16 protein-coding genes are annotated in these 18949 nt (G+C 61.9%); 8 read left to right on the top strand and 8 right to left on the bottom strand.

Annotation, left to right across the window (positions count from 1 at the left end; translation table 11 throughout):
• Nucleotides 1–6: 6 nt before the first annotated feature.
• A complete protein-coding gene (locus AC1DOG_RS01760) occupies nucleotides 7–945 on the bottom strand; it encodes a lysophospholipase (RefSeq protein ID WP_477926588.1) in 939 nt (312 codons plus the stop codon).
• Between the two features lie 155 nt (nucleotides 946–1100).
• On the opposite strand from AC1DOG_RS01760, the gene AC1DOG_RS01765 reads away from it, so the two are divergent.
• The 5 genes from AC1DOG_RS01765 to metF all read left to right on the top strand — a co-directional run bounded on the left by AC1DOG_RS01765 (nucleotide 1101) and on the right by metF (nucleotide 7598).
• Complete coding sequence (locus AC1DOG_RS01765) at nucleotides 1101–1835, top strand: ribonuclease T2 family protein (protein ID WP_477926589.1); 735 nt, start codon at nucleotides 1101–1103, stop codon at nucleotides 1833–1835.
• A gap of 74 nt (nucleotides 1836–1909) precedes the next feature.
• A complete protein-coding gene (locus AC1DOG_RS01770; RefSeq protein ID WP_477926590.1) occupies nucleotides 1910–3718 on the top strand; it encodes a hypothetical protein in 1809 nt (602 codons plus the stop codon).
• A 134-nt stretch (nucleotides 3719–3852) separates the two neighbouring features.
• Nucleotides 3853–5502: an energy-dependent translational throttle protein EttA gene (gene ettA / locus AC1DOG_RS01775; RefSeq protein WP_113198340.1), complete on the top strand. Its 1650-nt coding sequence runs from the start codon at nucleotides 3853–3855 to the stop codon at nucleotides 5500–5502.
• 169 nt (nucleotides 5503–5671) lie between these two features.
• Nucleotides 5672–6697 (top strand): ArsR/SmtB family transcription factor, encoded by a 1026-nt coding sequence (locus AC1DOG_RS01780; RefSeq protein WP_477926881.1) that lies wholly within the window; start codon nucleotides 5672–5674, stop codon nucleotides 6695–6697.
• Between the two features lies 1 nt (nucleotide 6698).
• Nucleotides 6699–7598, top strand: coding sequence for a methylenetetrahydrofolate reductase [NAD(P)H] (metF, locus tag AC1DOG_RS01785; RefSeq protein ID WP_477926591.1), 900 nt, complete (start codon nucleotides 6699–6701; stop codon nucleotides 7596–7598).
• A gap of 521 nt (nucleotides 7599–8119) precedes the next feature.
• On the opposite strand, the gene AC1DOG_RS01790 is transcribed toward metF, so the two are convergent.
• From AC1DOG_RS01790 to AC1DOG_RS01805, 4 genes are all read right to left on the bottom strand, one after another.
• Complete coding sequence (locus AC1DOG_RS01790) at nucleotides 8120–9379, bottom strand: lytic murein transglycosylase (protein ID WP_477926592.1); 1260 nt, start codon at nucleotides 9377–9379, stop codon at nucleotides 8120–8122.
• An 82-nt stretch (nucleotides 9380–9461) separates the two neighbouring features.
• Nucleotides 9462–10259, bottom strand: a complete 798-nt coding sequence (locus AC1DOG_RS01795; protein WP_026282822.1) for a glycoside hydrolase family 25 protein — start codon at nucleotides 10257–10259, stop codon at nucleotides 9462–9464.
• Nucleotides 10260–10389: 130 nt separating this feature from the next.
• The gene (locus tag AC1DOG_RS01800; protein ID WP_477926593.1) at nucleotides 10390–11064 is read right to left on the bottom strand and encodes a class I SAM-dependent methyltransferase; all 675 of its coding nucleotides are present in this window, start codon (nucleotides 11062–11064) and stop codon (nucleotides 10390–10392) included.
• Complete coding sequence (locus AC1DOG_RS01805) at nucleotides 11061–12305, bottom strand: BtaA family protein (protein ID WP_112944311.1); 1245 nt, start codon at nucleotides 12303–12305, stop codon at nucleotides 11061–11063. Before AC1DOG_RS01805 ends, AC1DOG_RS01800 begins: the two co-directional genes overlap by 4 nt.
• 179 nt (nucleotides 12306–12484) lie before the next feature.
• Between AC1DOG_RS01805 and AC1DOG_RS01810 the strand changes: the two genes are divergently transcribed.
• Nucleotides 12485–13876 (top strand): serine hydrolase domain-containing protein, encoded by a 1392-nt coding sequence (locus tag AC1DOG_RS01810; RefSeq protein ID WP_477926594.1) that lies wholly within the window; start codon nucleotides 12485–12487, stop codon nucleotides 13874–13876.
• Nucleotides 13877–13897: 21 nt separating this feature from the next.
• Here the strand turns inward: AC1DOG_RS01810 and AC1DOG_RS01815 are convergent, their stop codons facing one another.
• From AC1DOG_RS01815 to AC1DOG_RS01825, 3 genes are all read right to left on the bottom strand, one after another.
• Nucleotides 13898–14812, bottom strand: a complete 915-nt coding sequence (locus tag AC1DOG_RS01815) for a transglycosylase SLT domain-containing protein (RefSeq protein ID WP_477926595.1) — start codon at nucleotides 14810–14812, stop codon at nucleotides 13898–13900.
• A 148-nt stretch (nucleotides 14813–14960) separates the two neighbouring features.
• Nucleotides 14961–15596 carry a LysE family translocator gene (locus AC1DOG_RS01820; protein ID WP_477926596.1) on the bottom strand — a complete coding sequence of 212 codons (636 nt, stop codon included), beginning with the start codon at nucleotides 15594–15596 and terminating at the stop codon, nucleotides 14961–14963.
• 59 nt (nucleotides 15597–15655) lie between these two features.
• Nucleotides 15656–16867, bottom strand: coding sequence for a pyrophosphate--fructose-6-phosphate 1-phosphotransferase (locus tag AC1DOG_RS01825; protein WP_018897553.1), 1212 nt, complete (start codon nucleotides 16865–16867; stop codon nucleotides 15656–15658).
• A 400-nt stretch (nucleotides 16868–17267) separates the two neighbouring features.
• On the opposite strand from AC1DOG_RS01825, the gene AC1DOG_RS01830 reads away from it, so the two are divergent.
• Both AC1DOG_RS01830 and AC1DOG_RS01835 read left to right on the top strand, forming a co-directional pair.
• Nucleotides 17268–17975, top strand: coding sequence for a J domain-containing protein (locus AC1DOG_RS01830; RefSeq protein WP_111562117.1), 708 nt, complete (start codon nucleotides 17268–17270; stop codon nucleotides 17973–17975).
• Nucleotides 17972–18736, top strand: a complete 765-nt coding sequence (locus AC1DOG_RS01835) for an N-acetylmuramoyl-L-alanine amidase (RefSeq protein WP_477926597.1) — start codon at nucleotides 17972–17974, stop codon at nucleotides 18734–18736. Before AC1DOG_RS01830 ends, AC1DOG_RS01835 begins: the two co-directional genes overlap by 4 nt.
• Nucleotides 18737–18949: the final 213 nt, after the last annotated feature.

Here is an 18949-nt window from a genome sequence, read left to right on the forward strand (position 1 = left end):
GCGGGATCAGCCGTTGACGGGACGCGCGGTTGCCTGATCGCACCAATCGGCGAATGCCGATATGGCGGCGTCGGCGCCGATCTCGTTCAAGGTCTCGTGGCGCATGTCCTGATATATCTCAGTGCTAATACGGGAGAAGCCATGCGTTTTCAAATGGTTTGACAGCCAGAGGATGGCTTTTCCATTCTCCGTCGCCGGATCCTGGCCGCCGCCGACCAGATGGATCGGCGTTTCGGTCGGTAGGCGGGCGAGATGTTCTTTCTGCGGCGCGCGGAAGGTGAGCTCGAAGAGGTCGAGCCAGAGCGAGACGGAAGCGCCGAAGCCGCAGAGCGGATCGGCCACATACTTGTCGACTTCAGCGGGGTCGCGCGACAACCAGTCGAAATCCGTGCGGCGGTTGGCGACCGATTTCGCCCAGGTGCCGAAGGTGAGCTTCGGCAGCAGGTCGCTCGGGACGTCGGAGCCTTTCAGCGCGCGCTCGATCAAAAGGATCGCCTGCGCCGCGCGGCCGGCCAAGCCCGGATTGAAGTTCGAGTTCCAGACGGCGACGGCGTCGAATTTTCGCGGGTAGGTGACGGCCGCGTTGAGGGCGATCAGCCCGCCCATGGAGTGGCCGAAGAGGATGATCGGCAGGCCTGGATGCTCGGTCGCCGCCTCGTCGCGCATCGCCTCGATATCGTCGATGACAAGGATCGCGCCATCGCGCCTTGCGAAGCGACCGATCGGGGCGTTCGGCGCAGTGGTCTCACCATGGCCGCGATGGTCGTGGGCGTAGACATGGTAGCCGCGCGCGGCCATCATCTCCGCGAAGCGCTGGTAGCGTTTCGAGTGCTCGGCCAGTCCATGGCTGATCAAGAGAATGCCGCGCTCAGTGCCTTCGGGCTGCTGATAGTGATAGGCGAGGGACGCGCCCGCATGGTCGAGGCGCCGGGTATCTGCAAACATGATTTCCTCCGTGGCGGGAGAAGACCAGAACATCCGCCAAATGCAACAGGCGGGATAGGTTGTGCCGGAGATTTTCGCTTGCCTCGTTTTGCCGCTTGCCTGCTGATGCGCCGCGTGCTTTGATGTTCATGAATTGTTCTTTCGTGGGGATGGGTATGGGCAATCTCGGTTTTCGCGTCATCGTGTTGTTCCTGTTGTCGATCATGGCAGTCCCGGCTTCGGCGCAAGAGGGCGGCGGGCGCACGCGCTTCATTCTCGCGGCCTGCTGGCAGCCGGCCTTCTGCCAGACCAACCAGCGAAAGGCTGAATGCGCCAGCCAAGGCAGCGACCGCTACGACGCCAAGAACTTCTCGCTGCACGGACTCTGGCCGATGCGCAAGGATTATTGCGGTGTTTCCGACGCTGATCGCTCCGCCGACAAGGGTGGCGACTGGAGGGATCTGCCGGAGGTAAAACTCTCGGCCGAGACGAAGGCATCGCTCGACAAGGTGATGCCCGGCACGCAATCGGCACTCGAGCGGCATGAATGGATCAAGCACGGCACCTGCACCGGCATGAGCGCCGACGCCTACTTCGCCGATGCCGTGCGGCTGATCGAAGACCTGAACGGATCCGCCGTCCAGGAACTGTTCGCCGCCAATATCGGCAAGTCACTGACTGGAGACGCGATCAAGGCGGCTTTCGACAAGAGCTTCGGCCCCGGCGCCGGCGACCGGGTAAAGATGAGCTGCCGCCGCGCCGGCAACAGCCGCGTCATCAGCGAATTGACGATCGGTCTCTCCGGCAATGCGACGGACGGGAAGGGCAAGGATCTCGGCGATCTCATCCAGGGAGCGGGCCGGACCTCGTTCGGCTGCAACGAGGGGATTGTCGACGCGGCGGGATTTTGAGGTCGTAGGATAATCTCAATTTTTGACGTCTATCGTCTCGGGTTGGCGGTGACCAACAGCTCGAGTGACGACCGATGTCCGACATAGTTGCATCTGAAAGCGATCAGGCCGCCGCAAGTGAGATGCGACTGTGGCGAATGTTTCTGGTCGTCTATGCGACCGCCTTGGCGATGGTGTTGTTCGATGTCGCCGATGGCATATTGTTTGTTGGCGATATCGACGATCAGTTGCGTGAGCTTCAGATCCGTCACCTGATGTCCCCGCAGGGGCATTGGTTCGATCTTTCGCTGCCCTTCATCTCGATGCCGGCAACCTATGTCTCGCCATGGTCGCGGCTGGTCGATCTTCCTTACGTGGCAATTGCCTGGTTGCTACAGCCCTTCATGTCGACCGCGCAGGGGCTTTCCGTTGCCTTTCAGGTCTGGCCGCCAATGATGCTGTCGATCTGCTGTCTGCTGGTTGCGGCGACCGCACGCCGCCTGCTTGCGGGGTTCGTGCTGAGTGAGACAGCGCTCACGCTGTCGCTCATGATCGCAACTGTGCTGATGAGCATAGGCGTGGCCGAGTTTTCGCCCGGTCGCATCGATCACCATAACGTGCAGATCGTTGCCCTCCTGATGATCGTCGCGGGGCTTGTGCGATGGGACCGGGCAGGCGGGCTGATGATCGGTGCGGGTGCGGCGATCTCGACGGTGATCGGCCTGGAATGCTTGCCGTTCGTCGTCATCGCCTATGGCGGGCTCGTTCTCTGCTACATTTGCAACGTCGCCGGGGTTCGCACCGTCCTCGTTGCTTCATCCGTTTCGATGGCGAGCGTGACGCTTGCCTCCGCCATGGCGTTCATCGGCCCCGCTGGTGCGGTTTCGACGCAATGCGATGCCTTCTCGGCTCCCTATATCTTTCTGCTATGTGGATTTGCCGCCATTCTTGGTGCATGCGCAGCGATCCAGCGTGATCGCTCCGGTCCGCTTCAGCGGCTGCTGGCGCTGGCAATTCCGGCTGGCGCTCTGCTGATCGCCGCCGCCGTCTTCTTTCCATCCTGCATGTCAGGACCATACGGCATCATCGATCCGCTCTCGCGCGAGCTGTGGTTCGACCGGATCTGGCAAGAGAAGAGCATCCTCTATTTCTATGAAAACGACCGACGTGATCTGTTGGTGCTCCTTGCATTGACGGCCGCCATTGCCGCCTTTGTCGCGCCGGTTGTCCGCTTCAGAATGCAGGAGCGGTCGTTCGGACCGGCCATTGCCTATCTCATGGCGCTGGGCGCGCTGATCCTGACCGTCTTCGTGACGCGCAACATTCGCTTTCCCATCGCGCTGATGCCGGTCTTCCTGCCTGCTGTCATCGCGACGATGACGATGAAATTACCGGCTTTCGACAGGGCTTACCGGCTTTCCGGGGTCGCCGCTGCCGCTATTGCCGCAGCGCTTTGCTTGTCCCTCGTACTGCTCCGGTCGTCCGTGCACACATTCGACGAGGTCGACTACATGACGGCGAGCGAATGCGCGGGGCAGGACTTCTCCGTGCTTGACGCCGTCCCACCCGGACGCGTGGCCGTGCCGCAGGGGATCGCGCTGCCGCTCATCATGGCGGCGCCGACGGGATTCTCGGTCGGCGCCATGCCGTTTCATCGCGCATCGCCCGGCATGAAGCGGATGTTCGAGGCGTTCATGACCTCGGATACGCAACTGCGCCGGGCAGCGCTGGCGCCTTTCGACTATGTCGCCGTGTGCCGCTTCCCCCTCGAAGCCGATCCGAAGCAGGCGCCGCTTTATGCCGCGTTGGCGCGTGGGGATGGTTGGCCGGGGCTGGAGCGGGTCAATCCGCCCACGCGCAGTGATTTCCAGCTTTTCCGGATCGACCACGCCGCATTGCGGTAGAGCGGGCTGATTTTCCGCCTCAAACTGCGGGTGATCCGCGACAAAGCGGGTGGATTCTGCCGCTGGCGCGTTGCCCCCGGGCGCCAATTCGCCTACATAGCGGCAAACCAATTTCCCCCGGAGCAGAATTACCGATGGCACGTCAGTTCATCTACCACATGTCGGGACTGAACAAGTCCTACGGCGCCAAGAAGATCCTCGAAAACGTCAACCTGTCGTTCTACCCGGATGCCAAGATCGGTATCCTCGGCCCGAACGGTGCCGGTAAGTCGACCGTGCTGCGCATCATCGCCGGCCAGGACAAGGAATTCACAGGGGAAGCCTGGCTCGCCGAAGGTGCGACCGTCGGCTATCTCGAGCAGGAACCGCATCTCGATCCGGCCAAGAACGCCTTCGAAAACGTCATGGAAGGCGTGGCCGACAAGCAGGCTGTGCTCGACCGCTACAACGAACTGATGATGAACTATTCCGACGAGACCGCCGATGAAGGCGCGAAGCTCCAGGACATCATCGACAGCCAGAACCTCTGGGACCTCGAACAGCAGGTCGAGATGGCGATGGAAGCGCTGCGCTGCCCGCCGAAGGACGCCGACGTCACGCTGCTTTCGGGTGGTGAACGTCGCCGTATCGCGCTCTGCCGCCTGCTTCTGTCGCAGCCGGATCTGCTGCTCCTCGACGAACCGACCAACCACCTCGACGCCGAGACGATCGCCTGGCTTGAAAAGCACCTGCGCGACTATCCTGGCGCCGTGATGATGATTACCCACGATCGCTACTTCCTCGACAACGTCACGGGCTGGATTCTCGAGCTCGACCGCGGCCGCGGCATTCCTTACGAAGGCAACTACTCGGCTTACCTGCAGGCGAAGGCCAAGCGCATGCAGCAGGAAAGCCGCGAAGAAGCCGGCCGTCAGAAGGCGCTGTCGCGTGAACAGGAGTGGATCGCCTCCAGCCCGAAGGCCCGTCAGGCGAAGTCGAAGGCTCGTATCAAGGCCTACGAACAGCTGGTCGACGCCGCCGAAAACATCCGCCCCGGCGATGCGCAGATCATCATCCCGGTCTCCGAGCGTCTCGGCCAGGTGGTCATCGAGCTCGAAGGCATCAACAAGGGCTTCGAAGGCCGCACGCTGATCAACGATCTCACGATCAAGCTGCCGCCGGGCGGTATCGTCGGCATCATCGGCCCGAACGGCGCCGGCAAGTCGACGCTGTTCAAGATGATCACCGGCCAGGAAAAGCCGGATGCCGGCTCGATCCGCATCGGCGAAACCGTGCATCTCGGCTATGTCGACCAGAGCCGCGATGCGCTCGACGGCAACAAGACCGTCTGGGAAGAAATCTCGGGCGGTGCCGAAGTCATCAAGCTCGGCAAGTTCGACATGAACTCGCGCGCCTATTGCGGCGCATTCAACTTCAAGGGCGGTGACCAGCAGCAGAAGGTCGGCAACCTCTCGGGTGGTCAGCGCAACCGCGTTCACCTCGCCAAGATGCTGAAGGCCGGCGGCAACGTTCTGCTCCTCGACGAACCGACCAACGACCTCGATACGGAAACGCTCGGTGCGCTGGAAAGCGCGCTCGAAGCCTTCGCCGGCTGCGCCATCATCATCAGCCACGATCGCATGTTCCTCGACCGCCTGGCGACGCACATCCTCGCTTTCGAAGGCGACGGCCATGTCGAATGGTTCGAAGGCAACTTCGAGGACTACGAAGAAGACAAGGTTCGCCGCCTCGGCCCCGACGCGCTGAACCCTGGCAGCCAGGCCTACAAGCGCCTGACGCGATAAGCCTTCGCTCGGAAGAGCAACTGGAAAAAAAGCCCCGGTTCGCCGGGGCTTTTTTTGTGAGAGCCCATGTCGCGATTTGCGCAGGGAATTTCGTGAACCGATCGAAATGCCGCTTGCACGACCAAATCATTTCACATAAAGATATCTTTATATGTTGATTGGATCGGATATGGGTGAACCCGTCAGGCTAGGTTTGGATGCGTTGGTGGACGTGCTGCGGGCGGCGGGTGAGCCGACGCGCTTACGTCTTCTGGCGCTGCTGGCCGCCGGCGACGTGACCGTGACTGATCTTACCGAAATTCTCGGCCAATCCCAACCGCGTATCTCGCGCCATCTCAAGCTGCTTGGCGAAGCCGATCTCATCGATCGCTATCAGGAGGGCGCCTGGGCCTATTTCCGGCTGCGGCAGGAGGGGAAGGCGGCGAACTTCGTGCGCAATCTTCTGGCGCATGCCTCCGACAACGATCCTGTCATCCTGCGCGACGGCGAGCGGCTCGATGCCGTCAAGCGCCAGCGTTCCGAGCGGGCGCAGGCCTATTTCAGCCGCAATGCCGCCGAGTGGGACGAGCTTCGCCGCCTGCATGCGGCCGACGAGGAGGTCGATGCCGCCGTGATCCGGCTGCTCGGCAGCCAGCCGATCGATTCGCTGCTCGATCTCGGAACCGGCACCGGCCGCATCCTCGAGCTTCTGTCGGGGCTCTACCGCCGCGCGATCGGCGTCGATGCCAGCCGTGACATGCTGAGCGTCGCCCGGGCCAATCTCGACCGGACGGGCATCACCAAGGCCTCGGTGCGCCATGCCGATATCCTGAATCTGCCTTTCGAGGCGCAGGATTTCGACCTGGTGACGATCCATCAGGTCCTGCACTTCTTCGACCAGCCGGAAATCGCCATCGGGGAAGCGGCGCGCATGCTGCGCCCGGGCGGACGGCTCGTCATCATCGATCTGGCGCCTCACACGCTGGAATATCTTCGTGACGACCACGCGCATGTGCGTCTCGGCTTCTCGCACCAGTCGATGACCGACTGGCTGCGCAAGGCGGGGCTCGATATCGAGCAGGTCGTCGATCTTCATCCGGGGCACGAGAGCGGGCAGGGGCTTACAGTCACCATCTGGCTCGCGCGCGACCCCAGGCGCCTGATGGCCTCCGCCGAGAGCGATCACGCCGCACCCACATTTGCCGGGAGAGACTGACATGGCTTTGAACCAGGACGCGCGCAACAGGATCGGCATCTCGTTCGAGTTCTTTCCGCCGAAGTCGGAAGAGGCCGAGGGCCAGCTCTGGAAGACCGTCAGCGAGTTGCAGGACTGGAACCCCGACTTCGTGTCGGTGACCTACGGGGCCGGCGGCACGACCAAGGCGCCGACGCTGGCGACCGTGTCGCGCTTCATCAGCTCCACGCCGCTTGCCACGGCCTCGCACCTCACCTGCGTGGGCGCCACCAAGGAAGAGACGCACAGCGTCGTCGAGAGCTTCCGCAAGGCCGGCGTGAAGCACTTCGTGGCGCTGCGCGGCGATACGCCCGATGGCGTCGGCGCGCCCTACACGCCGCATCCGGGTGGATACGCCAACGCCTCGGAGCTGGTCGCGGGACTGCGCGAGCTCGGCGATTTCGAAATCTCGGTTTCGGCCTATCCGGAAAAACATCCTGAAAGCCGCGATGTCGCCGCCGATATCGACATGCTGAAGCGCAAGGCCGACAACGGCGCCAACCGGGCGCTGACGCAATTCTTCTTCGACAACGACAATTTCGAGCGCTACCTGGAAAAGGTGCGCGCCGCCGGGATCACCATTCCCGTCGTTCCCGGCATCATGCCGATCATGAACCTGACGCAGCTGAAGCGTTTCGCCGGCGCCTGCGGCACCGTCATCCCGGCGTTTCTCGATGAGCGCTTCGAGGGCTATGACGACAAGCCGGAAGAGCGCGCCAAGGTCGCGGCCGATGTCGCCGCCGAGCAGATCGAGGATCTGGCGCGTCGCGGTGTCTCGGATTTCCATCTCTATACGATGAACCGCTCGCCGCTGGTCTCGGCGGTTCTGACCAACCTCGGCTTCAAGCGCAATGCGGCCAAGAGCGCCGGTGCTGCCGCCTGATCAAGGCGAAGTTTACAGTCTATAGAACTGAAAAAGCGCATGCCGCGATGGCATGCGCTTTTTCTGTTTCATGAACTCTTCGCCCTAGGAGTGTCGGCATAGTCCGTTTGAAGCGGCATCCTGTGTCAGATGAAAAGCATCGACAGCACGAAAAGAAACGCCGCACCGATCAAAAGGACATTCAAGGATCGTGTCAGTCCCATGTCTGTCTCCTCGCGTTAACGAGCTGATAATATGTCGGGACTGTGGCAGTTGGAAAGCGCTTTTTTTGCTGCGATGCGGCGAAAATGTCACATCTCCCACTGGTGACAAAAGCTACTTCGCTGAATCTTCACGACAAAATCGGTCGGAAAAATATTCACACATTTTAACGGAGCGTAAAAAAGGGCGACCCACCGTTTACGCCTGTGGCGGATTGCAGGCGTGGTACAGGCCGCTGAAAACGCTCACGAAATCGGAAAACGAAAAAGCCGGGCGCTTGGCCCGGCTCTTGTCGTCGTTTTCAGCTTTCTCGCGGGCGCTCAGAGCGCGTTGAGGAGGGCGGGCGTTGCCCAGCCGTCGGCCGGCATGCCGAGGCGCTGCTGCTGCTTCTGGATGGCGATGCGGGTGCCGGAGCCAAGGATGCCGTCGATGGCGCCGACGTCGTGGCCCATCGTGTCGAGCTTGGTCTGCAGTTCCTTCATCTGGTCGTTGGTCAGGCCCTGCTCAGGCGTGCCCTTGAGATAGGGCTCGGCGCCGGAGAGGCGGGTCGCGAAATAGGCGGCCGAGGTCGTGTAGATGAAGGACTTGTTCCATTCGAGATAGATGCCGAAGTTCGGATAGGCGATGAAGGCCGGTCCGAGGCGGCCCTGCGGCAGAACGAGATCGCCGCGCAGCGTGCCGAAGCTGGTGTCGCCGTTGCGCGGCTTGACGCCGAGCGCGAACCATTCACCCGCCGTCATCGTGCCGCCGAGGCCCGACTTCTCGAAGGGCAGGTCCTGCGGGATGGTGACTTCCTGCAGCCAGGGCTGGCCCTTCTGGAAGCCGAGGTGCTGGATGAACTTGGCGGCGGTCAGGATGGCGTCCGGGCCGCTCTGCTTCAGGCGCACATGGCCGTCGCCGTCGCCGTCCATGCCGTAGGCGATGATATCGCGCGGCAGCATCTGGACCTGGCCGATTTCGCCGGCCCAGGCGCCGGTGTTGGTCTCGGGGTCGAGGTCGCCGTGCTGGACCATCTCGATCAGCGCGATCAGCTGCGGGCGGAAGAGTTCCGGACGGCGGCAATCATGAGCGAGCGTCACGAGCGCGTTGCGGGTGTTGAAATCGCCCTGCACGGCGCCGAAATCGGTTTCCATCGCCCAGAAGGCGGTGATGACACCAGGGGGCACGCCGTATTCCTGTTCGGCGCGGGCAAAGACGTCGGCGAACTGCTTCATCTTCTGGCGGCCGATGTCGAGGCGGGCCTGGCTGACGGTGCGCTGGGAGAATTCGAGGAAGGTCTGCTTGAACACGCCCTGGGCGCGGTCGCGGCTCAGCACCTTCGGATCGATCTGGGCACCGGCAAGCGCCTTGTCGGCGGCCTCTGCCGATGCGCCGGCTGCGATCGCTTCGGCCTTAACGCCGGCGAGGAAGGTGGAGAGATCGCCGTCACATGCGAACGCAGGCGCGGCGGGGGCTGCCGCCGTCGCGGGCGCCTGACTGGCCGGTGCGGCCGGGGCCGGTGTTTGCGCTGCCGCGCCGGTCGCCAGACCAGCGGCAAGGAGGAGAGCGAGCGCAGAACGGCTTGCAGGCGTGCGGTGCATGGAGTGTATCCTCGTCATTGCTTGAATTGCTGTCGATGTCCCAAATGATTGTGACAGAAGCAAGAAAGAAAACGGGACGTTACTAAGAATTCCTATCCTTGGATACGGCAGCGACCCAGTTATTCCAGTTCTTCGCCGAACCCGCGAACACGTTAATGTCAGTCGGGCCCTTGATCCCAGGGATCACGCCGGTCGAGGTGTACTGCCAGAAGGCCCAGCGACGGTTGGCGTAGGTGACCTCAGGGTGCTTCGCGACGGAGCGGACCCAGAAGTGATAATCCTGGAAATAGCCGTCGAGATTTTCGCGGTGGAAGTCGACCGAGGTGTAGATGATCGGGCGCTTGCCGTAATAGGCTTCGAGCCTGTCCATGAAGCGCTTGATCTCGGAGCGCACGGTCTCGGGATCGGGACGTGTGCGGCAGGTCTTCGATTCACCGTTCCACTCGACATCGAGCACCGGCGGCAGCTTCATGGATTCCTTCGGCACGTTGCTGATGAACCAGTCCGCCTGTTCGTCGGCGGACGAGCAGAAATAGTAGAAATGATAGGGGGCGTGCGGAATGCCGACCTGGCGAGCTTCCTGCCAGTATTCGCTGAAGCGCGGGTCGATGCGGTCCTTGCCTTCGGTCGCCTTGATGAAGGCGAAGTCGACGCCCGACTTGCGCACCGTCTGCCAGTCGATATCGCCCTGCCACTTGGAGATGTCGATGCCGTGGATGGCGTTTTGCTGCGGATGCTTAGGCCCGAAATCCTGCGGATCGGTGTCCTGGAACCGCATCTTCGGCTTTATGGAGGCGGTGGAGAGATAGTCATAGCCCGAGGAGGTGCAGCCAGCGAGCATAAGGGCAAGGGGCAATACGCATAACAGAAGCCGGCGCATGGATGTTCCGTCGTGAACCGAATGATCTTTTTGCCCCACAGCCTGACCTTCGAATTGACGCGTCCAGCGCTTAGATGCCCTCTCTATTCACCATATCAACGTAAAAAATCGGTTAGTTTCAAGCTAAATATTAGCGGGCCTTAATTATTATCGCGCGCCAGGCATAGCCGCCGCCGATCGTCTTGAAGATCAGCTGGGCATTTTCCTGGTCAGCCTTGGCCTGCAGGACGTCTCGCAGCGTCGCGCGCGGCGTGACGTGGAACTTGTCGAGCCACGAGCGCAGCAGGGCGCGAAACCAGCCAGGCAGGCCTTCCTGCTGGCCGAAATCGACGACGTGCAACTGGCCGCCGGGCGCGAGTGCCGCGAGCGAGGCGTCGATCGCGCGTTCCCAATCGGGGATCATCGACAGCGCGTAGGAGATCATCACCCGGTCGAAGCCATCAACGCCGAAATCGCGGGCGTTGAAGGCCGTGGCGTCGGCGACGCGGAAATCGGCCGAGGTGTTCAGGCCCGCGAAGGTTTTGCGGGCCGAGATCAGCATTTCCTGCGAGATGTCGAGGCCGTAGAGCTTGGCCTCAGGATAATGCCTGTGGGCCAGCGCCAGGTTGCGACCGGTGCCGCAGCCGACCTCGAGCAGCGTGGCGCCCTTGATAAGATCGAGATTGCGGATCGTCTGGTCGCGGCCAAGGAGATAGTATTTGCGCGTCAGATCATAGATATGGCGCTGGTAGCGATACATGCCGTCCATCAGGTCGGCATGTTTCTCAGAGGGGGCGTCCACCGGGCTCATATCTGTCTGGCTCATGGCTTCTTCACATAGATGTGGAAGCCGCCGTAGATCGCCGAGCGGTCGAGCGCGGTCAGTTCGAGCGAGCGATCCTCGAGATAGGTCCACTGGTCGCGGATGGCGGGCGACAGGCGGCCTTCGATGATGCTCTTTTCGGCGGCGGTGCGGAAGATGACGCGGGCGCCGTCGCGGGCGGTGCGCGAAATTTCCGACCAGACGTCGTTGAGCTGCTGGTCCGTCATCCAGTCCTGCGCATCGAGCAGGATGTAGCGGTCGCGCGAGGCGGCCGGTTCGCCGGCAAGCAGTTCGGTGAAGCTTGCATGATGAACGCTGACGCGATCGACATTGGCGCGGATCGCCTCGTAGTGCTCGGCCTTCAAGTAGGTCGGCAGCGGGCCTTCGCCTTCATCGGCATAACGGCGGGCGAAGGCCTGCCACGCGAAGTAGTTCTCCTGCATCGGGAAATGACAGGTGAGCTTTTCAAGGCGGTGGCGCAGAACCGGCGCGATCGAATTGTCGGCGGCGAGGCTTGCGAGCTCGTCATATTGCTGCGGCGGGATGCCGAGGCCGAAGAGCGAGCTCTTGCGGCTGGTGATCCAGCGCACGACAGGCTTTTCGAACAGAGGCGCGATCTTCTCGTCGAAGAGCTGGCGCTGTTCTTCCATCGTCTTCGCCTTGGCGACGCCGGTGAGGTCGATGCCATGGACGCGGGCGAGAAGGTGGGCGGCGCCGATAAAGCGGCCGAGCAGGCCCGTCTTGTAGATGTTGCGGTCGAAGACGGTGACGCGGCGGCGGCCGAACTTGCGGCCGTTCCAGTAGTTGCTCGTGGCTTCATCCAGATTGGCCGACAGGAAGCGATCGAAGGCCTGGCTGTTGGCGGACTGGTTGGGTCTTGCCAGGAAGCGAACGAGATCGGCGTGAGCGGGAAGGTGGCGGAAGGCGCCAAGCTTCAGCTTGTTCAGCGCGATATGGTGCGGGTTGAGATCGACGACGTCGATCGAAGCCGGGCTTTGCGAGAGATAGGCGAGCATGTTGCAGCCGCCGGAGCCGATGGTGACGATGCGGTGATGCGGCTCGAGCTCCATTGCCTTCATGTCGAGATCGGGATCTTCCCAGATCTGCGGATAGACGAGGCCGGAAAAGAGCAACCCGAAAAGACGTTCGGACAGGCCCTCTTTCGAAAAGGCCTTGTGGCGGAGAAGAGCTGCCTTGAGTTTCCGGTTCTTGCGGAAGCCGGCATCCGGGGCAAATTCCGTCATAAGTGAGTCTCTCAACATTTAGCGTTCAGGGCGTTTAACGCGGCGGCGCTACAGTTTGATGACGTCCCCTGTGGGCGGCCGGGCTGCGGGCGCCTCGCGCAATTGGGAACGGCCGGGACTTGACGGCGCTTTCTAAAGGGCAATTTTCCTGTTTCTCTATTGGCTGGGGAGGGGTGCTCATGGGACGCGTTCTGCGCATCTTGAAGGCGGCGGCTGCGGGTGTTGCTGTCATCGTCGTTGCGGGTGCGGGCTGGCTTTATGTCAGGCCGCCGGAGCTGCTCAGGATCGGCGACGGCTATGCGGCGAAGATCGTCTGCTCGAATGTCTTCTTGGCGGGGCGCGATGCGAATGCCGTGCTTGCCGAAGACGTCCAGGCGCCCGGCAATCCCTTACTCAGATTGATTCGCGTGCAGGTCGATGAGGCCGGCAAGCAGGTGACGGCGCGCATCCTCGGGCTGTTTGCGGCCAATTATGCGATCTACCGCGATGGCCTCGGCTGCACGGCCGTGCCTGATGGCGATTTCGCTGCTGCGCGAAAGGCGGTGCCCGAGCCTGTCGTCGCGAAGCCTGCACAGGACGCAGCCGCGCTGCCGATCGAAAACGACGCGGCGATTGCAGCACTGCTCGCCGACCCTGATTTGACGGGCGCGCATATGCGCGCCGTGGTCGTCTTGCATGACGGCAAGATCGTCGCGGAGAACTACGGCAAGGGTTTCGGGCCGCAAACGCCATTGATCGGCTGGTCGATGACCAAGACGGTCAATGCGGCGCTCGTCGGCCGGCTGATGCTCGACGGCAAGATCGGCGCCGAGGATGCCGGGCTGTTTGCGCAATGGCGCGACGACAAGCGGTCGCAGATCACGCTTGGGCAGCTGCTTGGGATGGAGAGCGGCCTCAGGTTCAACGAGGATTATGGCACCGTGGCTGACGTCACGCGCATGCTCTATCTCGACGCCGACCAGACGGCGCTGCCGGCAAGCCTTGCTCTCGACGACGACCCCGGCACGCAGTTCAACTACTCTAGCGGAACATCCGTGTTGATCTCCCGCATCTGGATGGATCGCCTTGGCGACGAGAAGCAGGCGATCGACTATCCGAGGACGGCGCTGTTCGATCCGCTCGGCATGTCGAGCGCGGCGTTCGAAGTGGATGCGCGCGGAACTTTCGCCGGCAGTTCCTATCTCTATGCGACGGCGCGCGATTGGGTGCGGTTCGGGCAGTTCCTGCTGCAGGATGGGGTCTGGAACGGTGAGCGGCTGCTGCCCGAGAGCTTCATGAGCATGATGCGCACGCCGACGGCATCTTCCGGCGGCATGTATTCGCATGGTCAGTCCTGGCTTCGCCCGCCCGGCAGCGGCAGGAGCGGGGAGACCGGCATTCCGGACGACGCCTTCTGGCTGGAAGGACATGACGGACAGAGCATGGTGATCGTGCCCTYGGCCAGTCTCGTCATGGTCAGGCTTGGCCTGACACCGAGCTGGCTCAGATACCGGCCGGAAATTCTGCTGAAGGAGATATTGGCGAAGCTGCCGCCGCCGACCCGATCGGCCTCGGCCGATCTCGCGCAATAGAGACGTTAAAGGCTGTAAGGCTTAGTAGTTGCCGTGGGCGATGTCGTCCATGCCCTTGCGCTTTGCGTCGTAGTAGTAGCCGCGGGCATATAGCCTGACGGCGTTGTCTTCGCTGTTGTCGGACACCAGCCATGCGCCGCGCAGGTATTTGGCGGCATATTTGATGTTGGTTTCGGCGTCGAACAAGCCTTCAGGCTGTCCGTCGTAACCCATCGACTTGGCGGTGTTGTACTTGATCTGCATGAGGCCGAAGTAGCCGCGCTTGTTGTAGGCCTTCGGGTTGTATCGGCTTTCGCGGTGAACGACGCGGTGAAGCAGCGTCGCGGGAACCTTATAGATCTGCGAGTACTTTTCGATGATCTTGGTGATCGCGCTCTTTTCGACCGTCGGTGCGCCATCGTCGTCGCTGTCATTGTCGCTGAACATCGGCGGCGCGGTCGGCGGGTCCATCGGGCCCGACGTGTCGAAGCCGTAGTCCATCATCGAGTGCGGCGTGGTGTCGATCGCCGACAGGGCGGCAATGGCATTGTTCTGCGGGCTGGCGGCGAAAGCAAGTTCGGTCGACGGAGCACCCGGACGCGGTGTCGGCACCACGGACTGGATCGCGGTCATTTCAGGTGTCAGCGGGATCTGGCCGTAAGCGGCAGGCTGCAACTGCGCGGTCTGCTGCGCCGAATCGACTGTCGGCATGGCGGCGGTTGCGACGGATGGAGCGGTCTGATCGCCGCCGATCTGAGTACCAGGTGTGCCTTCGCCTGCTGGAATGGCCGCGAACATCGCGTCTTCGCCGGGCTTCGGGGTAGGGACGACGACCTGTTCGGCCATCAAATCTGCCTGGGAGGTGTATTCGACGCTCGAGCAGCCAGCAGCAACGCAGCACAGCATCGTGGATACGATGAGATTGCGTTTCAAGCCGGAAATACCGATCGCTGCCATACTCTCACTCTCGTGAAAACGCGCCACCCCGGCAGCGTCAAAAGTTACCAAAAACCTTAAGCCCTGAATTGCCAATTAACCTATTCGTTGCTTTGCGGCAACCCACGGAAAATTTCTTGAGCTTTTCGCGGTCGGTAACCTGAGATTCTCAGGCGGCGATACGGCGATATCCGGCGGTCACGGCACCGGCTGCAATGAGCAATGTGCCGCCCGTGCGATTGACCGCGCGCTGCACGGCGGCCTTGCGAATCAGGCCCCGCGCGGCGTGCGCGGCAAGCGCGTAAGTGGAGGCGTTGATTGTCGCGAGCACGAGGAAGGTGGCTTCCATGATCAGCATCTGACTGAAGAAGGGAAGCGCAGGATTCAAGAACTGCGGCACGAAGGCGACGAAGAACACGATGCTCTTCGGGTTGAGCGCGGTCACCACATAGGCGTGGAGGAAAATCTTCAGCGATTTCTCCTCGGGCAGATTGTCATTGTCGGCCATCGGGCCGTCAATGATCGGCGCCCGCCAGAGCTTGATGCCGAGCCAGATCAGATAGGCGCCGCCGATGAACTTCAGGACGGTAAACAGCGTGGCCGACGCCGCCAGCAGCGCGCCGAGGCCGAAGAGCGACGCCGTCATCGCGGTGAAGTCGCCGAGCGCCACGCCGCTCACGGTCGCAAAGGCTGTCTTGCGGCCGTGGCCGAGCGCGTAAGATACGACGAGGAGAATCGTCGGCCCTGGGATAGCCAGCATGATTGCCGATGCGGCAGCAAATGCCAGCCAAGCTTCGAGCGACATGGAATCTCCTCCTCTTTCATTAGAGGACAAGCAAAGACATCATATCTCGCCTGCGTCAATCATGCGTCTTCGTATTTCTGGCCGATCTCGTCCATCAGTTCGCCGAACCACTTGACCGAGGTGTCGAAAGCCTTGCCGCCCTTGATGCGCGGGAATTCGATGGTGCGCAGCTTGCCGTTCTGGCCTTCGTCGTGGCCGGTCACGCCCGAGACCTTGTTCAGCGCGCTCTCGACGGCTAGGTCGGTCATGCTCTGGATCAGGCGCAGATCGTCGCCATTGGCAGGCGCGGAGCGGGCGAAGTAGCCGGATTTCTGAACCAGCGAACGCTCGGCGTTCAGCAGGCTCGCGAACTGCTTCTGGAACCAGCCGCCGACATTGATCGTGTCGATCTTCACGTGGCCGAAGGCGTCGCGCTTGACGGTTTCGCCGGCTGCCTCGCGCTCGGCGACGATAGCGTCCAGGCAGGCGCCTTCCGAGACGAAGACCGTCGCATGGCCGGTGCGGTCCATGATCTCCTTCAGGCGCGCCGATTCTTCCTCGAGGTCGAAGAGCGTTTCGGGCAGATAAACCGCGTCGATGCTCTTCATGCCAGCATTGGTCATCATGCCGTCGACATATTCATTGTTGCGGGTGCGCTTCAGATAGGCGCGGGCGGTGGCCGCCGTCAGCCAACCACAGTGGCGGCCCATGACTTCATGGATGATGAGCGTGCGGGGAGCGGCGGTCTGCTCGTTGCTGACATTGTCGAAGAAGTGCGCGCCGACTTCGGCCGCCGTCCAGGCGCCGAGCGACTGGCGGATCGGAACGACGTCGTTGTCGACGGTCTTCGGCAGGCCGACGACCGTCAGGTCGTAGCCGTTGGCGGCGAGATAGGCCGCGAGGTCGGCCGCGGTCGTGTTGGTGTCGTCGCCGCCGATCGTGTGGAGAATGCTGACGCCGTCATTGGCAAGGCGCTCGGCTGCGACCCGCAGCGGGTTTTCGCCTTCCTTGACGAGCCCGCGCTTGACGCAGTCGGCGGCGTTGGTGAGCTTCACGCGGCTGTTGCCGATCGGCGAGCCGCCGTAGCGATGCAGCAGATAGGCCTTCTCGCGCATCTCGGGCGTGATCTTGATGCTGTCGCCCTGAAGCACGCCCTGGTAGCCGGAGCGGTAGGCGATCAGTTCATGATCGGGGGCGATGTCGGTGTAGCGTTCGATCAACCCGCCGACGGCCGAAGAGAGGCAAGGCGCAAGGCCTCCTGCCGTGAGCATTGCGACTTTTTTCTTGGCCATGGGTGTCTCCGCTATCCGTGTCTAAGCTTGGTTCGGTCGTGCATGGATGCGGCAGAGAAGAGATGGTGTAAAGTGTTGTTTCTGTGAAAAATGCGTGTTGCAACGCGGTTAAGCAGGCAAGTCGCCCGCAGGTGCTGATCTAATCGGTTCAGGCAGCAACCGCGGTTTGCATGGGATTGTGGAAATCGTCGGCGCGTCTGTCCGAAGGCGTCCCGATGCGGCGCGACAAAGCGTCACGAGGCCGTCTGGCTTGGGGTCGGCAAAGGGTGCCAATGTCTCGRTTACACGCCACCATTACCGAATTGTGAAAGGTGTTTTCAACCTTGCGGCCAATCCCCGTCTTGCAAAGGCAACCTTTATTTGTTCAAGGTGTTTCTCCTTTTATTAGACGAGAGACCTGATGTCCTTCTGGGAAAAACTGCTGAACGCCATAGGCAACGCTGCGGGAAATGCGCTTTCCGCCGTGGTCGAGGCTGTTCGCACGGTCTTTGAAGGCGACCCCGAGACGCGGCGCAAGGTGGCGTTTTCGGTCGCGATCATCGCGCTGTCGGCGAAGATGGCGAAGGCCGACGGGATCGTCAGCGAGAAGGAGGTTCAGGCCTTCCGCGAGATTTTCGAATTCCCCGACGATCAGGCCGCCAACGTCGCGCGTCTCTATAATCTGGCGCGCCAGGATGTGGCCGGCTACGAGGCCTATGCGGAGCGGCTTTCGACGCTCTGCGTGACCTGCGCCGCCAACTGCCCGGTTCTGGAAGAAGTACTCGACGGCCTGTTCCATATCGCCAAGGCTGATGGCGTCATTCACGAGAAGGAATTCGCCTTCCTCGCTCATGTGGCCGAAATCTTCCACATGAGCGAGCAGCGCTTCGAGCAGATCGCCGCGCGGCATGTGTCGATCGGCGGCGATCCCTACAAGGTGCTCGGCGTTTCGCCGTCGGACGATTTCCCGACGATCCGCCGCCGTTACCATGGTCTGGTCAGCGAGCATCATCCGGACCGGCTGATCTCGCGCGGCGTGCCGGCAGAGTTCCATGCGATTGCCAATGAACGCATGGCGGCGCTCAATGCCGCCTACGAGGCGATCGAGAAGGAACGCCGCGCCGCATGACCGCCTTTGAGGCAGACTACGCCAAAGCCAGCGTACGGCCGTCGCCGAACCATGGTGAGCGCGTCGATGGGCGAAAGCCCGATATGATCATTCTCCATTATACCGGCATGCCGACCGCGGACGGAGCGCTCGACTGGCTCTGTCGCGAAGAGAGCCAGGTCTCGTGCCATTACTTCGTGCATGAGAATGGCGACGTCGTGCAGCTCGTTCCGGAGGCACGGCGCGCCTGGCACGCCGGCAAGAGCATCTGGCAGGGCGAGACCGATATCAACTCGTCGTCGATCGGTATCGAGATCGCCAATGCAGGGCATCCGGGCGGTTGCCCCGAGTATCCGCAGGCGCAGCTCGATGCGGTGATCGAATTGTGTCGCGACTGCGGCGAACGTTGGTCCATCGTGCCGGAAAGGGTGCTCGGACACTCCGATGTCGCCCCTCGGCGCAAGCTTGATCCGGGCGAAAACTTCCCCTGGGGATTGTTGCACTCCAGGGGCGTCGGCCACTGGGTGGCGCCGGCCGCGATCACCGGCGGACGCTTCTTTCAGCGCGGCGACCAGGGGCAGCCGGTCGAAGCCCTGCAGTCCATGCTGTCGCTCTACGGTTACGGCACTGAGATCACAGGCGAATTTTCCGACAAGGTGGCCGGCGAGATCGAAGCCTTCCAGCGTCATTTCCGTCCCGAGAGGGTCGATGGGATCGCCGATTTCTCGACGATCGACACGCTGCATCGCCTGCTATCGGCCCTGCCGCGCTACGGCGCCTGAGACCGGGCCGATTTGCCGGCATATACCCCTAGATTTTACGGGTTTGCTGCGCTGCCACATGTTTTCCCTATTATCTCCTCAATGCGATGGTCTAACCGCAGTCGCTAAACGGCGCCGGTTGTTTTGTTGTGTGTTGTCGACCGTCGTCAATTGAAACAGAAAAGAAATATCGCTGATACTTTGAGTATTGATGCGAATTTATGCTGCGTTCGG

It is taken from the genome of Rhizobium sp. 01N48, assembly GCF_056399145.1.

Excerpts from the sequence above, each read along its gene's own strand:
- AC1DOG_RS01760 (WP_477926588.1), bottom strand. The coding sequence starts at position 945 with ATGTTTGCAGATACCCGGCGCCTCGACCATGCGGGCGCGTCCCTCGCC.
- AC1DOG_RS01765 (WP_477926589.1), top strand. The coding sequence starts at position 1,101 with ATGGGCAATCTCGGTTTTCGCGTCATCGTGTTGTTCCTGTTGTCGATC.
- AC1DOG_RS01770 (WP_477926590.1), top strand. The coding sequence starts at position 1,910 with ATGTCCGACATAGTTGCATCTGAAAGCGATCAGGCCGCCGCAAGTGAG.
- ettA (WP_113198340.1), top strand. The coding sequence starts at position 3,853 with ATGGCACGTCAGTTCATCTACCACATGTCGGGACTGAACAAGTCCTAC.
- AC1DOG_RS01780 (WP_477926881.1), top strand. The coding sequence starts at position 5,672 with ATGGGTGAACCCGTCAGGCTAGGTTTGGATGCGTTGGTGGACGTGCTG.
- metF (WP_477926591.1), top strand. The coding sequence starts at position 6,699 with ATGGCTTTGAACCAGGACGCGCGCAACAGGATCGGCATCTCGTTCGAG.
- AC1DOG_RS01790 (WP_477926592.1), bottom strand. The coding sequence starts at position 9,379 with ATGCACCGCACGCCTGCAAGCCGTTCTGCGCTCGCTCTCCTCCTTGCC.
- AC1DOG_RS01795 (WP_026282822.1), bottom strand. The coding sequence starts at position 10,259 with ATGCGCCGGCTTCTGTTATGCGTATTGCCCCTTGCCCTTATGCTCGCT.
- AC1DOG_RS01800 (WP_477926593.1), bottom strand. The coding sequence starts at position 11,064 with ATGAGCCAGACAGATATGAGCCCGGTGGACGCCCCCTCTGAGAAACAT.
- AC1DOG_RS01805 (WP_112944311.1), bottom strand. The coding sequence starts at position 12,305 with ATGACGGAATTTGCCCCGGATGCCGGCTTCCGCAAGAACCGGAAACTC.
- AC1DOG_RS01815 (WP_477926595.1), bottom strand. The coding sequence starts at position 14,812 with ATGGCAGCGATCGGTATTTCCGGCTTGAAACGCAATCTCATCGTATCC.
- AC1DOG_RS01820 (WP_477926596.1), bottom strand. The coding sequence starts at position 15,596 with ATGTCGCTCGAAGCTTGGCTGGCATTTGCTGCCGCATCGGCAATCATG.
- AC1DOG_RS01825 (WP_018897553.1), bottom strand. The coding sequence starts at position 16,867 with ATGGCCAAGAAAAAAGTCGCAATGCTCACGGCAGGAGGCCTTGCGCCT.
- AC1DOG_RS01830 (WP_111562117.1), top strand. The coding sequence starts at position 17,268 with ATGTCCTTCTGGGAAAAACTGCTGAACGCCATAGGCAACGCTGCGGGA.
- AC1DOG_RS01835 (WP_477926597.1), top strand. The coding sequence starts at position 17,972 with ATGACCGCCTTTGAGGCAGACTACGCCAAAGCCAGCGTACGGCCGTCG.